Below are 19,055 nucleotides of genomic sequence, written 5' to 3' on the forward strand. Positions count from 1 at the left end.
GGGTGTGAGTGGCTTGATCACTGAATTGAACAGCCTCGTCGGTGCTCACAGTGGTGACGAGGTGGGGTTTTATAAAAATAATATATCCGGTGTCACAGCACTCCCGAACGGGAATTACCTGGTAAGGAGTCCTGGCTGGGTTAATGGCTCAAATGATAATGGCGGTGGGGTGACCTTTGGCGATGGAACTACAGGTGTCAGTGGATTCCTTACCTCCCGTAACAGTGTGGCATCAATGGGGGATGACTCCTACTTTAACAATTTATATCGGGACGATGTTAATCAGACATTTTTTGTCGTTTACGAGGATGAAAACTCTATCCGGGTGGGCTCACAGGTTGATGGTTTCCAGGGAACTACATTCGATCTGATTTCGGATGTCGTCATCAGTGAGAATTCATCTGAGAAATCCATCGATCTGACAGGCTTGGAGACGGAGGGGCCTGTGAACTGGACCGGCTGGTCAGTCACCACACAGCTGGTAATGGACGCCTGGGTGGATTATTCTGCTGAGGGTCAAACTGCAACACTACACTTCACTCCCGCCCCCAATCAGACCGGCACCGCTCGCATCATTGTACAGGTCGAAGACGGAGGCCTGGATGGCGACCTGGATACAACCCAGGACAATGGCATCTTTCAGCGTTCCTTTGAATTGACGATTAACTCTGTTGAAGAATCATTGGAAGAACATATCGCTCTGCGGGTTGTCAGTTCCCCTACAACAATTGACTCCAGTGGTGAAACGGCTTCGCTGCCGGATAATCAGACGTGGGTCAGCGAGTGGTCTGATTACTGGGTTGAAATCTGGGTGAGTTCTGAGAACTTAAGTGATCAGGGAATTTCTCAAGTTGCAGTGGATCTGAGTTATCAAACCGCTTTTACCTCGGCGACTGAGATTGAATTTGGTAGTGCGTTTACAAAGAATCAGTCGGGGACCATCAATGATGTGGATGGGCTGGTTGAGAATCTCAACGCAGAAACGACGAGTACTGATCTGGGAGTGAACGGCCAGCTGCTGTTTGCACGAATTAAGTTTGCGGCACGGGATGTCGATCAGGTTGTTCTGGATCTTTCCGGGCAGAACATCGGCCCTTACGATCTGGAGTTTCAGCTTTTTGACTCACAGATCAACTTGGGGACCGGCTTGGCAGTGATCCCGGTGATTGCCCCTGTAGTGGGGACTTCTATCTACGCCAATCCGTTTGATCTCAATGATGATGACACGATCAATTACCGGGATCTGATTCAACTGGTTGGCCTGTATAATACGCGTCCCAGCGAATCGGATTCAGAATATGCCAGGTTCGCCGACTTTGATCAGAGTGACCGCATCGATTATCGTGATCTGATCGCGCTGGTTTCGAATTATGGTAAATCAAAACTCAAAGAGTCCGTCATCAATTATCCAAGCAATTATCCTGACGCCTGGGATCAGCAACTGCAGGTCTCATTGGCTCCTCAGGCCGGAACGCAGACTTCCCCTTTGACTCAATCCGTGGCGGAGACAGTGCTACAGACTGCCGTTGACGCTGTGAGTCCGGAACTGTCTGTGGAAGATCAGCAGAAGCTGGCGAGTGTCAATGTTGAGGTGGTTGACCTGTCCGGGCAGACATCAGGCCAGGTGGTCGCCAATACGATTTTTCTGGATATCAATGCCGCGGGATTTGGCTGGTTTGTGGATGAGACCCCCGCCGACAACAGCGAGTTTCAATACGACAGCGACTTGTCCCTGATCGCGTTACCTGGCAGCGAGGCAGCCGGCCTGATTGATCTCTGGACCGTGATTCAGCATGAACTGGGACACCTGCTGGGATATACTCATGCTGACGAGGGGTTGATGGAAGCGACGTTGGATCCAGGAGAACGCAGGCTGCCGGACTGGACTGGGGAAGCCGATGAATTTTTTGCGTCGCTTGAAGATGATACCGAACTGCTCGCTTTTTAATCACCCAGCCGTTTATTGCGATATCTCAGTCATGTTTTAATAGTTCATGGGTCTGAGAAAGGAGGGGTAATCAAAACTTTCTCAGTTGAAAAGCATCGGAACTGCTAAGTGCAAGTAATCTGTATGTCTAACCAGCTCGGCTTGGCTGGATTCCATGAACGAGTCGTTAGAGCGGAGTATTTATTCTGAAACAAGTGTTACGGAGCAGGATGCACGATGTTGTGAGAGGACCAGGGAGCTCTGACTGTATTTTGTACCAGACGACTGACTCGTTTACGGGCGGGCTTTGATACAATACAGATTCTCAACAGTGCGGATAAAAATTGTGCCGTCGGCAATGGCGGGCGTGCCCCACGCTTGCTGGTCGAGTTTATTGAGGGCAACAACCTTCAGTTGGTCACCTGCAGCGATGACATGGGTGTTGCCATTGGAATCCAACGCAAAGAGATGTTTGCCATCAGTCCAGGGGGATGCCCAGAACGCTCTGGCTCCAGGGACCCGACTTTCATATTCCAAACGCCCTGTTTTGATGTCGACACAACGAATGATGCCCCGACGACGTTCAAAGAAATACAGGTTACCATCTAAATAAGTAGGCGACGCCATTTGAATGCCGGAGCCATCCATGCGCCACTCCACGAACTCCCCCTGCCTGCCGTCTCCTGGCGGAGTAATGTCGCCCATGCCACCGGGCTTGACTGAGTACAGTCGTCCGCCTCCATCATCCGACCCACCACGGTTACGAAATTCGTTTCCGATGACAAGTCGATCACCAATGGCGACAGGTGTCGCAGACGAACGACCTTTATTCATATCCAGTTTCCAAAGCAACTCTCCGGTTGCGGGATCATACGAACGATACACTGTGCCACCCACGATCAATTCGTTCCGCAAAGAATTCTTCCAAATGATTGGACTGCTGTATTGAGATGGTTCCTCACGGTTGATCTTCCAGAGAGGATTTCCGGTTTTTGTATCCAGGGCTACCAGGAACGATTGCTCCTGGTTGTCAACCTGAATAAACAGTCGATCTTCGAAAAGCACAGGTGAGCTTGATGTACCCCATCCGGCCCGCATCTCATAAACACCCAGGTCTTTCTGCCACAACACGTTCCCTTTCAGGTCGAGACAATAAACACCGTTCATGCCGAAGTATGCGTAAATACGTTTCCCGTCTGTGACCGGCGTTTCAGTGGCATAGGTGTTGGTGCTGTGCCGAGGCACCGGCGGCTGACCTTCTTTAACGGTCTTCTTCCAGATGCTCTCACCACTGGCGGCATCCAGGCAGACGACCTGGTATTGATAAATCACGTTGACCAGATCTTTACGATCGCGGCCGTAGCCACCATTGTTGGATTCCGGCCGGGCGATGTCCTTCTTTGCTGGATTGGAGGGCACAGCGGCCGTCATGTAAACGCGATCATCCCAGACAATGGGCTGAGACCAGCCTTCGCCCTCGACGGGCTTCTTCCAGAGAATATTGGTTTGTTTTCCTTCGGCATCGGACCAAGTGACCGGCAACTGCGATGACGAGACTGCGTTTGAATTCGCGCCACGGAACTGAGGATAGTTTTCAGCCAGACAAGTATGTCCCACCGCCAGGACCAGGAAAAAAATGGCACGTTTGTAAGTAGACTGCATGAACTCTGCCTGTCTGAAAGAATTGGACTTTGACGACCGTGCTCTCACGGAAGGTACTGATTTTTATTTTACACTTTCGAAGGCATGATTTGTACCCCTATTTGCCAGATGTTGCTTTGATTTTGCCCCCAACATTGTCATAGCCATTTCTGACGGCGATTTTATCCGGTGATTCATTGCCGAAACGACTGAGCTCTTCTCAGACACGGGAACTCGAGTGAAAATATCGGATATGTCGTGACTAACTACTGGAATGTCATTTTTAAATTTTGGGTTGATCAATATCACGAGAGTGCGACAACGGAGCAGGTCAACAACACACCCAACCCTCAATTTCCAGCTTGACAAAATGCTTCAGGCTATTTCTCGACTCCCGTACGATACCCTTCGCCGTTGTACAACTGGTTATCAAGCTGAGATTAATTCAGATCACTGTCTGTCTGCAGTACTTCACGCGGCAATAATAATTCCGAAGCAGACCTGGTAAAATAAGGTGGAACTGTTAATAAGCGGATTGCCCCGGCTGCCTGGTTGACCTTCCACAGTTTGCCATCTGAACCTGCGGGGACAGGTATGCTGTAAAAATCCATTTTTCGATTCTTTAACGAAAACTGTTCTTTACCGGTCGGGTCCAGAATACTGCCCGTATTTCCCCCGTGAAAACCAACCACTTTCGCACCTTGGGGAACGTAAAAAAAGAGGGACCAGCGCCCTGATGCCACCAGGGGCTCATCCAGACTGGAAGGCATTACCATCCGTTGTCCGGCTTTCCAGTTCACGCTCGTTCTGTCACCTCCATCGGATACGGTAATGCGATACATGCCTGTTTCTCGGGGAGCCAGTTGAACCGTACGTGTTTTGCCATCGGGAGGAACCGATTGATCTTTCATGATGAAGGTCTCACGTTCTCCCGTCTGACTGGCTCCTCCTATTTTCCAGAGTTCTATTTTTACGTTTCCCCGATCACGATAATGGGCAATCAACCCTCCTGTGACCTGTAATTCGATGGGGGTGACAGTGTCTGAAACATACGTATAAAAAGTCTGCACACCACGACCACTCTGTAAAACTCCTGTTTGCTGTTTTTCTGAGTCGATCTTTCCAGCGGGAACCAGATCGTCAGAGTAGGTGATGGGCTTGAAATCAAGTTCGGTGAGTGGGTACGCTGCGATCCCCTCCTCAAGAAATTGTTGTAATTCATTTTTTGAAAAGGGAGTACTCTCCTTCCAGGGATTTTGCGGTTCCGGGATATTCCATTGCGCATTTTCAGGAATAGTCACCGATTTATCCCGATTGACGGCATCGCGATAAACGGCCTTGCTGTGAACGAGCATTGTTTTCCGCATGCGGTAAGAGTGGCGAATCAGTTGTTCAAAGGCCTGTTGCCGTTTTGTACCGGATGCCTGGCGATATCGTTCATATAGATCTACGTAACGACAATAAAGAATCAGATCATCCAGCCGCGCATGGACTTCAGGTGCCTCGGCCAGTTTTTTCGCTTCAGCGAGGGAGCGAAACATGCGGCCATATTGATCACTGACCACCAGGTGTGAATGCGAGCCGTCCAGTTGCTCGTAGAATTGCGTCATTGGTGCTTTGGCTTTATTAAAGCAAAGTGTTAGAAAATCATCCGTCAACTGATCTGTCTTTTGGGCTTCGTCAAGGTTCCATAACATGCGCGCTGCCAGATAATAACCCAGACCATTGGGGCCCCAGTTATCGCTTGACTCGGCTGACATGTATTGGGCACCTTGCTGATGAAACCGGGGAATCGTCGATTTCAGATAGTCAATTCTGCTTCCGCGGGCAAGACCGGGCATATCGTGATCCCAGGTATAGACACTGTAGTATTCACGGATACCGATCCTGGCTCCCTGTTTTGACCAGCCGTTGATAATTTCGTCAAGTGTATTACCTCCACGCAAGAATCCGGTGGCCACGCTGATAATGACATTCGGGTGGACTTTGATGGCTGGAGGTGGGGAATGGTAAGCGTACGCATACATGCCTACATATCGATGCCCCGATTGGCTGCCCGCCTTCGGATTATTAATGGCTGCTGCCACCTGGTTAGCCAGAGTCAAAGCGCGATCACTGATACTGCCCATCTTTTGACATGCCTCGCATTCACACCAGCCCCCGCCATCACTGGGGTCCAGTGAAATGCTGTCTGCCTCCGGATTATCTTCAAAGTACCGCAATGACGAATCAACGATCAGTTTTTGCAACCCCGAATTGCTGATGCAAAACTTTGCCTGTGAACGCACATCGCGGCGGCCATCAACCAATGCATAATATTCAGGATGTGCGTCAAATTCTGCCTGATTGTTTCTGATAAATTGTCCATAGGAATGGCCGGTCTTCAGCGCCATTCCGGAAGTGGCACGGTTCCGCTGACACCAGAGCCTGTACGGTTCGGCTGCATAATCCCAGGGGCCAAAACCATACCAGATAATTCGGTTCTGATAGTCCGGAGCTTCGATGACATCCAGATTAATTTGCAATCTTTTCTGTCGTGGAATCACTTCCCAGTGCGAGCCCGGAAAGTACTGGCGATATCCAATTCGATAGAGGAAGTCCCATACCGCATGTTCGACGGCCAGGTCTGTGATGCCGAATAAGTAAATGCCATTTTTATGGGAGCGAATACAATACTTTTCACGATCTTTTATTGAGAGGTTCTTCCAATCCAGTTCAGGGACGGTATTCTGCTGTGGAAATTCTTTGAGTAATCCTACTGCCAGGCCAGTTGATCCGTTGCCGGTTTTAACTGAAAATGAAGCGCCCGTGATTTCAGAAAGATAGTGAGCCAGATCATCGGCTGCTTTACGTGTTCGCTCAGATGCGGTTTCTGAGACCACGATCGGTATTTTGGCATTACCGTTCTCAGCGATCAGACAAGCGGCCTGCTTCCATTCCGCAGGGAGCAGCGAGCAATAAAAAAAGACGGCGAAAAGAGAAAGAAACCAAAATGCCGGAACACGTTTCCATCTGGACTGTTGAATCATGGGTGAATCGTTAGCTCAATAAAAGGAACGGTTGTTGAGTTGAATCAGACCTGCTGACTTTGAAACATTCAAACGAAGCAAGTTTACTTTACAGATTATTACAGCGAATACGAGAGAGCAGGGAGCCCCTGTGCATCCTGTCCGGGAAACCCTCGCCCACTTTTTTGAATCGAGTCAGGAAGGTGATGATTCGTTTTTGAACACAAGGCATCCCTGGCAGACAATGTTCCTGCCGCAAGAGAGACTGTTTTAAAATACAAAAAAGATGTCGATTTCCGGGCTGATTATAGATTACGAAAACAGTCTTTCACAGCCAGGAATGTATTTCTCTTTATGATGGCCGCGCGGAACAGTTCCTGGTAGATCACAACCGAAGGTCTTTGGAAAAATTGTTTTCGAGAGAATACCCGAAATTTGAATCTATGTCGGTAGCTTAAAAGGTGAGGCGGCTCATGAAACGAAGGCTGCTCACTTTTATTTTAGTCATTCAGTGGTTCGGGATTTTCATCTGCGGGGGCTGGGGCACATTTTTTATAATGCTTTGTGAAACGTGTCAGGGACGTTAGCACCAGCACTGTCGGGCAAGCCGATCAGTGGCACGCACTCGTCTGATTTTGTAGGACACATTGCAAATAATAGAGAGGTTTCGGGGTGCCATGGCCCAATTGTCCGGCCGTGATTGGGTACTTTGTGGAACATCGGAAATGATCAACGTGATTGTTCTTTAACCTTAATAATCACGAAAGAATCTGACAGGTGAGAAGTCAGATTCGTGGATGGCCCCGAATGCAATTCGGGGTTGTCGCAGACAACAGGAAACTGTCAGGGTAAATCTTCGAAGCATGAGAATCATTTCAATACCAGTAGCAATAAGGGACGAACCCGTGTATCTCTTCTATCGGGGTTGGATTCCTGGAACTGCATTGATCGCTGACTCTGACAGTTTCCTGCTCGCTGTGCTCGGCCCGAATTGCATTCGGGCTTACCCTGCTTTGTTGGACGGTGGGATGGTTGTTCGGGCACTGTCGGGCAAGCCGACAGATGGCACCCGCACGGGTAAGAGGACATTGAAATATTGTTATTGTTGTGGAATTCTTGTGTTCGATTTGTGGTTCTGTTGCATGTTGAGTTATTCATGGTGGATTATTTTGTGGAAAGTCATGGTGGCGTCAAGGGGGATGAATCATATCATGTGGCGATACGGGTTGAAGTCGAACCGATGCTGGGGTGATCAGTGGCGGTGCCGGGGCGATGGGCTGCGATGTGTGGCGACCCGCAGGGTTACATTACGAACGGGTGCGGTTTCAGGCAGCGCAAATCGGGAAAAAACAGTCTGTTTTGCGGTGAAGACCTGGAACAGGTGACTTGTGTTTCAGTGCACTGAAAACTGGTCACGCGCGCGACTCAGTCAGGTGCTTATTCTGGTTGGGGCCAGGCGGGAGTCAAGTCGAATCTTTTCAGCATGTGACAGCAGGGAGTGAATCTGTTTTCAGGAATGGAACAAGGGCTGGGGAGGTGAAGTGTGTGAAACTGAGAACGGTAAAAGAATACAGGCTGCTTACCGTGATGGATAAGCAGCCTTTAAGTGGAGGCGGCGGGTTTCCAGAATGGAAGACGTAAATACATAAAAAAAGGGTTTGCGAAGAGTGCATTTTTCTAATTGGACCCACGAATGGCCCTTTTTGGTCGCCTGATTGGATCTGTTTCGGACGGTTGTTTTTTGCTGTCGATGACATTGGGAATCGTATCATGCAGCAATTTGGTTTGGCGAGATGAACTTTCGCTTCCCGGAGTTTTGAAATTATCTATTCGGATGAATGACGCTTGGAGGGCATGATCTCCTCCTCAATTGTTCCAGAATCATGACTAGTAAATTATCAAGTTCTGATTCCAGTTAACGGGGCAAGGTCACTCCTTTGCGGTTGATTTTCGGTCGCAAGCCTCAGAATTTTTCTGCGAGCAGATTCTAAGGAGTTGACCAAAGCTGCACCACCATGCTCATCATTTTCGGCAGCGACAATCTCTAAATCGTTCAGGCCGATGAAGCGAAACACCGTCCGTAAATGTGGATCAAGATGGTTATTTTCCTCGTTTCGACCTCCGGAACCGTAACCACCATCACCACGGGAGATAACCGCAATCATCCGTTTACCGTGAACGAGGGGTGTATACGGTGATTCTTCGTTATCGGGATTGAATAAGAACGTTCGACCTATACGCACAATCTGATCTATGTAAGCTTTGAAGCCGCTTGGCATTCCGAAATTGTAAAATGGAATCCCCGCAACAATCACATCAGCCAGCAATAGCTCGTCTATCAGTTCGTTGCTCAATCGCAAGGCATCCTGCATTGCTTGGTTGCGTTCGTCAGGTGACGTAAATGCCGCTGCGATCCACTCTTCCGTCACGTGCGGCAATGGGCTTCGTCCAATATCACGATACGTCACGGTGTTGATTGGGTGGTTGACCTGCCATCTTTGCACAAAGTCGGCTGTGAGACTACGTGTGTGAGAACGGTCGCTGCGGGGGCTTGAATCAATGTGGAGTAGGTGAGGCATTTCAGTTCTCCTTTTCAACAATAAGTTTTGGCATCTGAATTACTGTAACTTTGCTGTTATAATTTCCATTCAAGAGACAGGTTCAACCGGGCACAAATTTGTGGGGTACTTTCTTTTAAGTAGGGTACGAGAAAGATGAGTGAGATAGATGTAACCGAAGTCTTCGAAAAATGCTTGGGTTGTCGCTACATGGTGGCAATACTCCGACGCATTGAGCAAGGAATTCAACGACCGGGGCAATTGGAGAAGGCAGTCGATGGGATGACTGCGAAAGTCCTTTCGGAGAGACTAAAGCGACTCGTCGAATATGGCGTCGTTGAAAAGACGAGTTACTCCGAAATTCCTCCACGAGTCGAATACACTTTGTCTACATTTGGTCAACGTTTGCTAGAAATCATCGACGAAGTTGACATTCTTCATAAGGAGGCTCGGTTGAAGAAATGACAAAACACCCGTGGGTTCCCGCCTTCCAGTTCGAGCGATCCGGAAGGCGTGGTGATACTGTTTGTTACGTTATACCCCTCTTTTTTTTTACGATAACTGCACACCACACGCCGAGATATGCGGGTGATCTCTTCTCGTTGATGGCCTAATTCCAGATGAAGACACCTATGGACATAATCAGAGGCGAAAACCCTCACTTACGATATGTTGCATGTAGCAGTTTAATTTCTATGGGGGCAGAACGCATCTTTCGACACCTGTTTTCGGTTCCAGCATCAGATGATTGCGAAAAAGAAAAAATAGTACCGGCTTGATATGGAGAGCGTAGCAAAGTTAGAGTGGTGAAATAAATAGGTCTGGAGTGATTTCAGCCTCAATCCCAATGGTCAATGTTATCTCGAAGCAGGGAGACACGCATGAAAATGTTCCAGAGTCTGATCTTATCAACCATGATTGTAATTTCTCTGCTGGTGCAAACCACCATGGCAGCAGGCCCGGGAACGCTTTCGCTTAAGAAGAAGCAAATGCTGAAAGCGACGTCACCGTTGTTTAAAGCCATCTATCAAAATCATTCTGGTCAGGAAATGATTAAATTGAATGGCTTTTCACCTGATAACGGTCTCACATGGGAGCCTGTGAAGCCCAGTCCCGATTTTGACAAAGACCTTCCGTATGGTTATCGACGCAGTCCTTACGGTCTCTGGCGAGATCCGGTCAACGGCAACATTCTGTCGCTTTTCAACTGTATGGACACCCCAGATAAAGACCCCAAAGCACATGAGCCACGATGGCAATGGCACTGGTACTACCTTCGCTACCGCGTATCGACTGATGGAGGACGTACCTATCTGTACGATAAACCTATCGTCCAAAAGGGAAAACAGTATTCCACCGAGCACCCTGTTGACGGTGTGCATATCAGTAAGAATTGCTACTTTCTTGGCGATCTCGGCTGTGATCCGATTCGTACCCGCGAGGTCACGATCCTGGTTCCGATGCAAATGCCCCCACTCGCCAATGACGGCAAAAGTCTTCACAACCCCGGTGGGGGCTGGTACTGGCTTCAAACCAGAATCCTCATCGGACGCTGGACGGAAAATAACGATATTGAATGGGGGTCGTCTGAACCGATCGTGGGGGACGGTAAACGCACCGTTCGCGGGTTGTATGAACCGACTCTGGCCCAAATGCCGGATGGGAATATCATCTGCATTATGCGAGGCAGTAACGGAGGCAAGAGCGACCCTTCGAACAAGCTACCCAGCCGCAAGTGGCTTAGTGTCTCTAAAGATGGCGGTCATAAGTGGAGCAAGCCAGAGCCCTGGACCTACTCTGATGGCGAACAGTTTTTTTCTCCCTCTTCGATGTCAGAACTGATCACTCACTCCAACGGTCGTACCTATTGGATTGGAAACATCAGTGAGAAGAACTGCCAGGCCAATCATCCCCGCTGGCCCCTGGTGATTGGGGAGGTCGATCCGAAAACCTATGGAATCATTCGCGAGAATCTGGTTGTGATTGACACGAAACTACCTGACGAAGAGGACGTGAACCTGTCGCACTGGCACTCCATTGAAGACCGCCAGACGGGCAACATCGTCATCACGACGTCCCGGGCGAGTAAGGGTTACAAAAGCCGCAGTCCAGTCATTTATACAATCGGTGTTGAAATGGCCCGTCCCCACGAATGAAGCCAGTTATACGTGGGAGCTGAAGTCAGTTGTCAGGGTGTCTGCTCGCACTAAGGCCTGCCGGCGACACTCCAGATCGTGTGATTCAGCGTAGTGCCAATTCGGAATAATTGAGCGAAATTGTTTGGTTTTTATGGAGCTGATTGGCAGGGGATAAACGATGCTTTAAAAACCGTCCGCTCGGACTCTAACCCCAAAGAGTGTTAATAAAAGTGTGATATATCGAAAAGTTGCGTCCCAATCCTCTTGAGACAAATCTGGAAATGCATCATGAATGTAATCAGGGATCGGTTCACCTTCTAAATGGTTCGTAATCTCTGCTAATTCTGTATGATGTTTTTTTAAACGAAAATAAAATTCTGTAATTTGATCATTTTTTTGTGATGCAAATTCAATTCTTGAGATTGCATCAATGTTTTCTTCAGAATGGGATCCATGTAAAAGAAGGTTTTTATTAAATTCTTCCTGTTGTTCAGGCCGTAAATTGCCCGCATATGCAGAATGTATTAGTTCTTCTAGCTTTTCTCTGACTTTGATATCTTGCTGAAAATAGAATTCCATACTTAATCTCTCTTTAGGAAGAAGTACTAATCTAGTGGTCCGTCAATGCTGAATTTGACCTGTCCCCGAGAATGACACCAGTCATAAGAATTGATGTCCTACTGTATCAGTGGCTTGTCTTCAGGGAAATGCTCCAGTAGTTCTTTGAGTCTGTCTTTGTGCTCAAGGGTATGCCGACGGATGCTCGTGGTTTTCAGTAATGATTGCAGATTCCCTCTGGAACATGCCTGGTACTTTGACATGATCCAAGCAAATTCAAGGGCGTAATCAGGAGTCATTTTCAGGAGCGTCCTGCGGGCCAGATTGATTTCGTTCCGGTCCAATGGGCACCAGCGTGCTCCATACTTTGCTAACAGGTGAAGCATCTTCATCTGATTTCTGGCAGTATCTGTATCGTATTTATCCGGGGGAACATCCCAAGTGAGGTTTCTCAGGAGAGTTCCGAAGTCCAGCGAAGTTAACAAAGACTGAATTCCGGAACAGCCTCCGTTGGGCTGATCATTGGGCTGCATTCCTTTTTTGAGCAAGCCTTCAATCAGATCAAAACTTTCATCTTCACTGCAGTATTTCAAAATATCGAAAACTGCAGGATGATCGGGGGGATCTTGATCTGCTTCATCGTCAGAACCTCTTCGTGTCCATACAGCGTCGCATACCCCAGTGCAAACAATCCTCCCGTTTCAGGATCAATTTCCTGGCCGGGTTCTGCTTCACCCTGTGAAAGCGGGTCCGCCCCAGCCCAGATCAATAGAGAAATCTACTTTAGGTTTGCCCTCCTTGCAGTGATGTTGCAGAGCGACATTGGCCTGTTCCTGAAAACTGGGAAACCGCCCCTGATATTTCTTGAAGATGCGTAACGCAGTTCGGATGCGATTGCATAGTGCGGTAGCCAGCGGTAAAACTGGCTTACCAGCCTTCCCGCTGCAGCAGCCTGGCGATCCGGCGATAACCGAACCGGGGCCGTGACCGTACCAGCTCATACATGCGCTTGACCAGGGACGGCTCATCACTGCGAGGGCTTACCTGGTAACGCTGAATGGCCCGGGGCTGATCCAGAACCAGGCACGCTCTCCGCTCAGAAACACGGAACTCATTCTGGATCGCTTTGACGGCGGCTCGTTTTCGGGAAGGGCTTACCAGTTTCCCTCCGAGATATATTTCAGCATTTTGTTATCCAGAGACAGATCGGCGACCAGTTCTTTCAGTCGCTTGTTCTCGTCTTCCAGTTGTTTGAGATGCTTGGCTTCTTCCGATTTCATGCCGCCGTACTGATTCCGCCAGCGCTGATAAGTGGATTCACTGACTTCCAGGGCTGTAGCACGGAAGCCAGGTCTTTATCGGCATTCAGCATCGCATCCGCATCACGCAGGTTGCGGACAATTTGCTCGGGGTTGTGACGTTTTCTTCGCTTGTTCATCAAAAGTTCTCTTCGTCAAAAGGACGCTAAGAACCTTCATAACAACTGGACCAGTTTTTGAAAAGCAGACCATACGCATTTCCGGACTCGCTCATGCCATGGCCACCAACCCGGCAGTACTGGGACTGATCTTACTTCGAAAAATACCTGAAGGGGAATTGATTGTCTGCTTCGCAGTCGAAGCTGAGCCTTTCTGCCTGCTCACGCCAATATGTTTTGAACGACGTTTCCGTACACATCGGTCAGGCGGAAATTGCGCCCGGCATAGTTGTAAGTCAGCTGTTTGTGGTCCAGACCAAGCAAATGCAAAATCGTTGCGTGCCAGTCGTGAATGTGGACCGGATTCTCGACGGCCTGATATCCCAGTTCGTCCGTCGCACCATAACTGAGCCCTCCCTTCACGCCACCTCCTGCCATCCAAAGCGTATATCCTTTGTTGTTGTGATCACGACCCGTTCCACTCTGGGCGTACGGTGTTCGACCAAACTCACCCGCCCAGATGACGAGCGTGTCATCGAGCAGTCCCCGCTGCTTGAGATCGGCAAGGAGTGCCGCTACCGGCAGGTCGGTCTGTTCGCAACTCTTTTGCAATTCCGACTCCAGCAGAAAGTGATGGTCCCATTTCGCGGGAGAGGTCACTTCAACGAAGCGAACGCCCGCTTCCACCATCCGACGCGCGAGCAGACATTGTCTGCCAAACAGGTCAGTCGGTTTACCGGGTCCGACCCCGTATGCTGACAGAGTCTGTTGGGTCTCGGATGAGACATCCAGTAGTTCAGGAACTTCATCCTGCATCCGAAACGCGAGTTCAAATGATTCGATCGCTCCCTCGATTTCGGGGTGATACACATCCTGACTCAGTTTATGTTCATTCAGTTCACGGATCAAATCGAGTTGCTTTCGCTGCATCCTGGTCGTGAACAGACTGTTTTCGATGTTCTTCAGTGGTGGACCAGGTTCTTTATCTACTCCCAGGAGAGCTGCATAAAACCCGGGAATCTGGTTCGTTCCAATTTTTGTCGCCTGGCAGATCGCTGGAAGAAATGCGCTTCCGTAGTTTTGAGCACCGCCATTATCCGAGGGGGGATTCAGTGTTACAAATCCCGGTAGATTTTCGTTTTCCGTTCCCAGGCCGTAGAGTGACCACGCGCCGACGGAGGGTCTCGTAAACTGAAAACTACCGGTATGCATCTGAATAAACGCTTGCGCATGGTTCGGCAGATCCGTGTGCATACTTTTAAGAAAGCAAATATCGTCGGCGTGCGCAGCCAGGTTCGGAAGTAATTCCGAAAACCATTGTCCTGATTCGCCGTGTCGTTTGAACTGAAATGGCGAGCCCAAAAGCGCAGCATTTCCGCGCAAGACGCTCACGGCAGTCTTCTGTCCTTCCTTGTCACTTAACTTGGGTTTATAGTCGAACAGATCCACATGAGACGGGCCACCATTCATACAAAGAAAAATTACACGCCTGGCTCGGGCAGGAAAGTGAGTGGGTTTGATTGCCAGACCCTGGCCGGAAGGATTTTGTCCCCGTGCTGCCTGATCATGGGCGAGTCCCGCAAACGCAAGATAGCCGAACCCTGATGCAAGTGATTGTAATGCCAGGCGACGAGAGAGTTGGGGTTGAGGCCGTTTCACAATGGTATCTCCGCTTGTCTGGTAAAAAGTATGTGGTTTTCGGATACAGGGTTTATCTCTGAGAGCATTTTGTTCTACCAATTGGATCGCATGGAAGATCTCATGACTGATTTAGTGGTGCCTGCTCCCGCAGATCGCCGTAATTTAATTATAAATACTCAACTGTAGAAATTCGCTGTCAGTCGAGATTTCGAAACTCTGCAGTCGAGAGCAAACTTTGACAGAAACTGATCAGTCCTAAAGATGCCTCCGACTGAAGTTTATCGTTCGTTTCCGTAACCTCCGCGAGAAACTTCATCCCGTACTGTTCTTCAAATGTATCCGGATCGCGACTGAAACAGAGCCGATAAGCAAGTCGCAGTCGATCTTGATCGCTGTCAGCTTCATTCATTAATCGCATCGCCAGGCTACGTGCCCGTTCCAGAACGAACGGACTGTTCATAAGATATAAAGCCTGAACTGGAACATTCGTCTGTTCACGGTCGCCCGTGACCAGACTCGGCTCGGCAAAGTCGAACAGTTCCAGTACGTCCGGTAACCGGTCACGAATGACCGGCAGATAGACCGAACGATGGAGTGTCCCATCCAGATCGGGCGGCAGTCGCTTATCGAGGCCGATCAGAGAGATGGGGCGGTCTCCGATGACATTGGCGACGAGAGAACCCTCTGGTCGAGTTAAATCAAGCTCCCCCGAGACAGCGAGCATCGCATCGCGAATTGCCTCGGCTTCGAGACGTCGTTTCGGCATGCGCCAGAGAAACCGGTTTTCAGGATCGACCCGGAATGCGGTTTCACGGAACGACGAATCCTGACGGTAAGTTCGCGAGAGAACCAGTTTGCGTACCAGCGTTTTCAACGACCAGCCCTCTTCAATGAACTGCAGCGCCAAGGTGTCGAGTAATTCGGGATGCGATGGCGCTGCGCCTGTTGTCCCGAAGTTATCGACTGTTGAAACGAGGCCGACACCAAACAGATGCTGCCAGACTCGGTTGACGAATACTCGACTCGTCAGTGGATGGTCGGGATGCGTCAGCCAGATTGCCAATTCCCGACGACCGCTTTCATCCGAGGGGACGGAGATCGAATCCGACACGGCGATGGCGCGTGGAAACGCGCGCGGGACGGTTTCTCCGGGGTGATTTATATCGCCCCGGGAATATATGGGAGATTCGAACATCTTTTGCGAATCGAGAACGCCCATGGCAATGGGGATCGGCTTTCCCTGCTCGTCGATTGTTTGCAGTTTGCCGACCAGTGGACCGGTCTTCCAGATGTTAGCCAGAACGTCGCGAAGCGTGAAGACCTTCTTCGGTTTCTTCCCCGAAAAGAGGGCCACCTGAGTCTCTTTCATCTCGGCTGCTTCCGCCCGCAGGCCAGCAAGCTGTTTCTCCATCTCAGCCACTTTTTTCTCAGGAACGCCATCATGCAGAATCACTTCGTCTGGCAATCGCGGCAGAGGCATCAGTTCGCCTCCCTGCTGACTTGCTGGTGAAACAAACGTACCAAAGTAGGTCTTCGTACTGCCAAAGATCCCCACGAGAGAGTAGTAGTCCTGCATGGCAAAGGGATCATACTTGTGATCGTGACATCGGGCACAGGCCACCGAACTCGCCAGTATTCCCCGGCTCATCGAATCGATCTGCTCGTCGTAAATATCTGCCTGAAATTGTTTCTGATTCGATTCGGAAAGATTCTTCGTTCCAATCGCCAGGTAACCTGTCGCGATCAGCAGACGAGCTCGTTCCTGTTTGGACTCATAAGGTAGCAGGTCTCCTGCAAGTTGTTCGGTGAAAAATTGATCAATCGGCACATCCGCGTTCACGCTGTCGATTACATAATCCCGATATCGCCACGCATGCGGAAACGGAATGTTCGCTTCCTTTCCGCTGGACTCACCAAAACGAGCCACATCGAGCCAGTGTCGACCCCAACGCTCTCCAAACCGGGGTGAAGCAAGCAGACGATCGACCTCTGAAGAAAGAGCCTGATGGACTCCCTCGGTTTCACAGGCTTCCACAAACTGTTTCACAGCCTCGGGCGAGGGGGGGAAACCGACGAGATCGAAGTGCAGCCGTCGCAATAAAATCTTCGGTTTCGCATCGTCGGCAGGTTTGAGTTGATGTTCTCTCAAACCTGCGAGAACGAAACGATCAATTTTAGATAGTGACCACGTATCATCTTCAAGTTGTGGTGGAGCCGACGGGCTCGGTTTTTGATAAGCCCAATGTGTCTTCGCGGCCTGCATCCCTGACCAGTCACCTGGAATGCTCGCAACATCACCGTCGCGCGGATCAGGTGCACCCATCTCAATCCATTTCTCAAAATCACGGATCACGTTAGCAGAAAACTTCGCTTCTTTGGGAGGCATCTTGAGATCGACGTCAGCGTGAGAAATCGCACTCAATAGAAGACTTGCCTTAGGCTTTCCAGGCACAATTGCCGGACCGCGGCCACCACCCGCACGGATTGCGAGGCGATCATCAACGCGCAGGCCTCCCTCGGCGGTCCCTGATTCCGTGGAGTGACAATCGTAGCAGTGCTTGACAAGAACAGGACGGATTTGTGATTCGAAGAAGTCGATTCCAGAATCGGACTGTTGAGTTGCGTCCACGTTGTCTGCAGAATCTGCCTGAAAGGATGTTGGGGAATTATCCCGTTCATCCGCCATGAGTTCGAGGTTGATGGTTGATAGCAGGCCGATGAAAATAAACAAGCGTCCGAACATCACACTTTTGCTCCTCAGAAGAAGAACCATTAACCGAAAATTCTGATAGGGATCAGCTTGGAATACCACTCCAGGCATGGCTTAGCTTTTATTGTACCTGCTGCGGTTCCTCTATGTCTAACACGTGATGATATTTCTCCACTTTTATTATCCTTCCATTAACTGGGTAATCAGTTCAATGACCTGATAAAAACGGACCCGCTTTGCCTGGCCGCAGGCAGCAGTCCCCAGGGCCACAGCCAGGTGCGTCTTGCCGGTGCCTGAATTGCCCACCAGCAGGATGTTCTCCCGCCGCTCGATAGAGAAGGTCCGCGCAGGACCAATATATCGCCGCTGAAAAACGACTCGATGGGAACCGATTCGTAGTTCCCAGCATCGGAGGGAATAAAAGTTGGAGAAAAACGCCACGCGCTAGACACGGCGCTCGCGGGCGTTGTTATGATGTCGCGTAATGCGAGCCTGGAGAGGTTTCGGGCTCAACCCAAATGAGAAATACCAGCTAAAGGCATCTGGATACGCTGAAACATGAAGGACCACATGAAACACGCAAATGTCTTACTGATCCCGCTCCTGGTGTCCCTGCTGCTCACGCCGCTGGCGGGGAATGAAGCCGCAGACCCTCCTGAACCCGTCGCGCGCGAGGAACAGGTTCGCCTCGCTGAGGACTCCGTCACGCGATACGCGGTTGTGGTTGGGGACGAGGAGACTTCCACTGCTGCTGAGCGTTTTGCAGCGGAGGAACTGGCTCTTCTTCCGCAAATCCGTGCATCCGGAGCTGAAGAACGAGGTGCTCATCAATGAGTATCTCGATGCCTGTTTCGGTCCGGCTGCTGGTCCCATGCGGCAGTATTACAACCGGCTCGCTCTGTTGACTGAAGCCGGTAACAAGCCGTATTTCGAGACGCCAGCCTCGCTGATTCCCTGGCTGAACTCCGAGTTCTACACGCAGGTCAACGCCTGGCTGGACGAGGCCGAAACGCTCTGCCATGGCAAGGAAAACGCAAGGTATCTGTGGCACGTGCAACTGGAACGCGTGCCGGTGGATTCCGGAATGCTGCACCTGTGGCATCGTTATGCGGAGAGCCCCGCGTGGAAGGGGCGGAAGGAAGACGTGCTGCGCCGCTACGAGAAGAACAAACGCATGTTGATTCAAACCTGGGCCACAACGGTAGATGCATGGGTGAAATCCGGAGCCGGTGCCATTGATGGCGAACTGGCGGCCCTGCGACTTGAGCCGCCTGCCCGGTTCGCAGACCGCAACGCGAACCTGCGGCTGGTGGGCACAGGAGCGCCGGCATCCCAGCGCGTGGAAGACGCCACCGCCGCGGGTGGTCAGGCTCGTCGCCTCGGCCACGGCAAGCCGAGCGATCACAGGTTTCCCTTCGTGATGAAGGTTCACGACGATGTGGCTGCACGTGACTTCG

General features: G+C 50.3%; 14 protein-coding genes and 1 pseudogene. 5 read left to right on the forward strand and 10 right to left on the reverse strand.

Annotated features, from left to right (window positions below; genetic code table 11):
* On the forward strand, window positions 1–1,948 hold a 1,948-nt coding region (locus AACZ40_RS20290; RefSeq protein ID WP_339675608.1), incomplete at its 5' end, for a hypothetical protein.
* A gap of 273 nt (window positions 1,949–2,221) precedes the next feature.
* Here AACZ40_RS20290 and AACZ40_RS20295 read toward each other — a convergent pair.
* From AACZ40_RS20295 to AACZ40_RS20305, 3 genes are all read right to left on the reverse strand, one after another.
* A complete protein-coding gene (locus AACZ40_RS20295; protein ID WP_291177848.1) occupies window positions 2,222–3,589 on the reverse strand; it encodes a PQQ-binding-like beta-propeller repeat protein in 1,368 nt (455 codons plus the stop codon).
* A 419-nt stretch (window positions 3,590–4,008) separates the two neighbouring features.
* Window positions 4,009–6,597: a DUF4838 domain-containing protein gene (locus AACZ40_RS20300; protein WP_291177851.1), complete on the reverse strand. Its 2,589-nt coding sequence runs from the start codon at window positions 6,595–6,597 to the stop codon at window positions 4,009–4,011.
* A 1,877-nt stretch (window positions 6,598–8,474) separates the two neighbouring features.
* Window positions 8,475–9,155 carry an NAD(P)H-dependent oxidoreductase gene (locus AACZ40_RS20305; RefSeq protein WP_291177854.1) on the reverse strand — a complete coding sequence of 227 codons (681 nt, stop codon included), beginning with the start codon at window positions 9,153–9,155 and terminating at the stop codon, window positions 8,475–8,477.
* Between the two features lie 135 nt (window positions 9,156–9,290).
* Between AACZ40_RS20305 and AACZ40_RS20310 the strand changes: the two genes are divergently transcribed.
* Entirely contained in the window at window positions 9,291–9,599 is a 309-nt protein-coding gene (locus AACZ40_RS20310; protein ID WP_291177857.1) for a helix-turn-helix domain-containing protein, read from the forward strand.
* Window positions 9,600–10,015: 416 nt separating this feature from the next.
* Window positions 10,016–11,290: a sialidase family protein gene (locus tag AACZ40_RS20315; RefSeq protein WP_339675614.1), complete on the forward strand. Its 1,275-nt coding sequence runs from the start codon at window positions 10,016–10,018 to the stop codon at window positions 11,288–11,290.
* A 165-nt stretch (window positions 11,291–11,455) separates the two neighbouring features.
* Here AACZ40_RS20315 and AACZ40_RS20320 read toward each other — a convergent pair whose 3' ends face one another.
* From AACZ40_RS20320 to AACZ40_RS20350, 7 genes and pseudogenes are all read right to left on the reverse strand, one after another.
* Entirely contained in the window at window positions 11,456–11,851 is a 396-nt protein-coding gene (locus AACZ40_RS20320) for a hypothetical protein (protein ID WP_291177863.1), read from the reverse strand.
* Window positions 11,852–11,949: 98 nt separating this feature from the next.
* Window positions 11,950–12,423 (reverse strand): hypothetical protein, encoded by a 474-nt coding sequence (locus AACZ40_RS20325; protein WP_291177866.1) that lies wholly within the window; start codon window positions 12,421–12,423, stop codon window positions 11,950–11,952.
* Complete coding sequence (locus AACZ40_RS20330; RefSeq protein ID WP_291177868.1) at window positions 12,420–12,599, reverse strand: hypothetical protein; 180 nt, start codon at window positions 12,597–12,599, stop codon at window positions 12,420–12,422. The genes AACZ40_RS20325 and AACZ40_RS20330 overlap by 4 nt, the downstream gene beginning before the upstream one ends.
* A gap of 394 nt (window positions 12,600–12,993) precedes the next feature.
* Window positions 12,994–13,268: pseudogene (locus tag AACZ40_RS20335) on the reverse strand (transposase); the annotation flags it as partial.
* A gap of 201 nt (window positions 13,269–13,469) precedes the next feature.
* A complete protein-coding gene (locus AACZ40_RS20340; RefSeq protein WP_291177871.1) occupies window positions 13,470–14,906 on the reverse strand; it encodes a DUF1501 domain-containing protein in 1,437 nt (478 codons plus the stop codon).
* A 178-nt stretch (window positions 14,907–15,084) separates the two neighbouring features.
* Window positions 15,085–17,631: a PSD1 and planctomycete cytochrome C domain-containing protein gene (locus tag AACZ40_RS20345; protein WP_291177874.1), complete on the reverse strand. Its 2,547-nt coding sequence runs from the start codon at window positions 17,629–17,631 to the stop codon at window positions 15,085–15,087.
* Between the two features lie 147 nt (window positions 17,632–17,778).
* Window positions 17,779–18,039 carry an ATP-binding protein gene (locus AACZ40_RS20350; RefSeq protein ID WP_291177878.1) on the reverse strand — a complete coding sequence of 87 codons (261 nt, stop codon included), beginning with the start codon at window positions 18,037–18,039 and terminating at the stop codon, window positions 17,779–17,781.
* A gap of 129 nt (window positions 18,040–18,168) precedes the next feature.
* Here AACZ40_RS20350 and AACZ40_RS20355 point away from each other — a divergent pair, with 129 nt between their 5' ends.
* Together AACZ40_RS20355 and AACZ40_RS20360 are read left to right on the forward strand one after the other, a co-directional pair.
* A complete protein-coding gene (locus tag AACZ40_RS20355; protein WP_291177881.1) occupies window positions 18,169–18,432 on the forward strand; it encodes a hypothetical protein in 264 nt (87 codons plus the stop codon).
* Window positions 18,395–19,055: hypothetical protein (locus tag AACZ40_RS20360; protein ID WP_339675620.1), on the forward strand; the 661-nt coding region annotated here is incomplete at its 3' end. The genes AACZ40_RS20355 and AACZ40_RS20360, both read left to right, overlap by 38 nt.

The sequence above is a fragment of the uncultured Gimesia sp. genome, from assembly GCF_963972345.1.
Taxonomy (GTDB): Bacteria; Planctomycetota; Planctomycetia; order Planctomycetales; family Planctomycetaceae; genus Gimesia.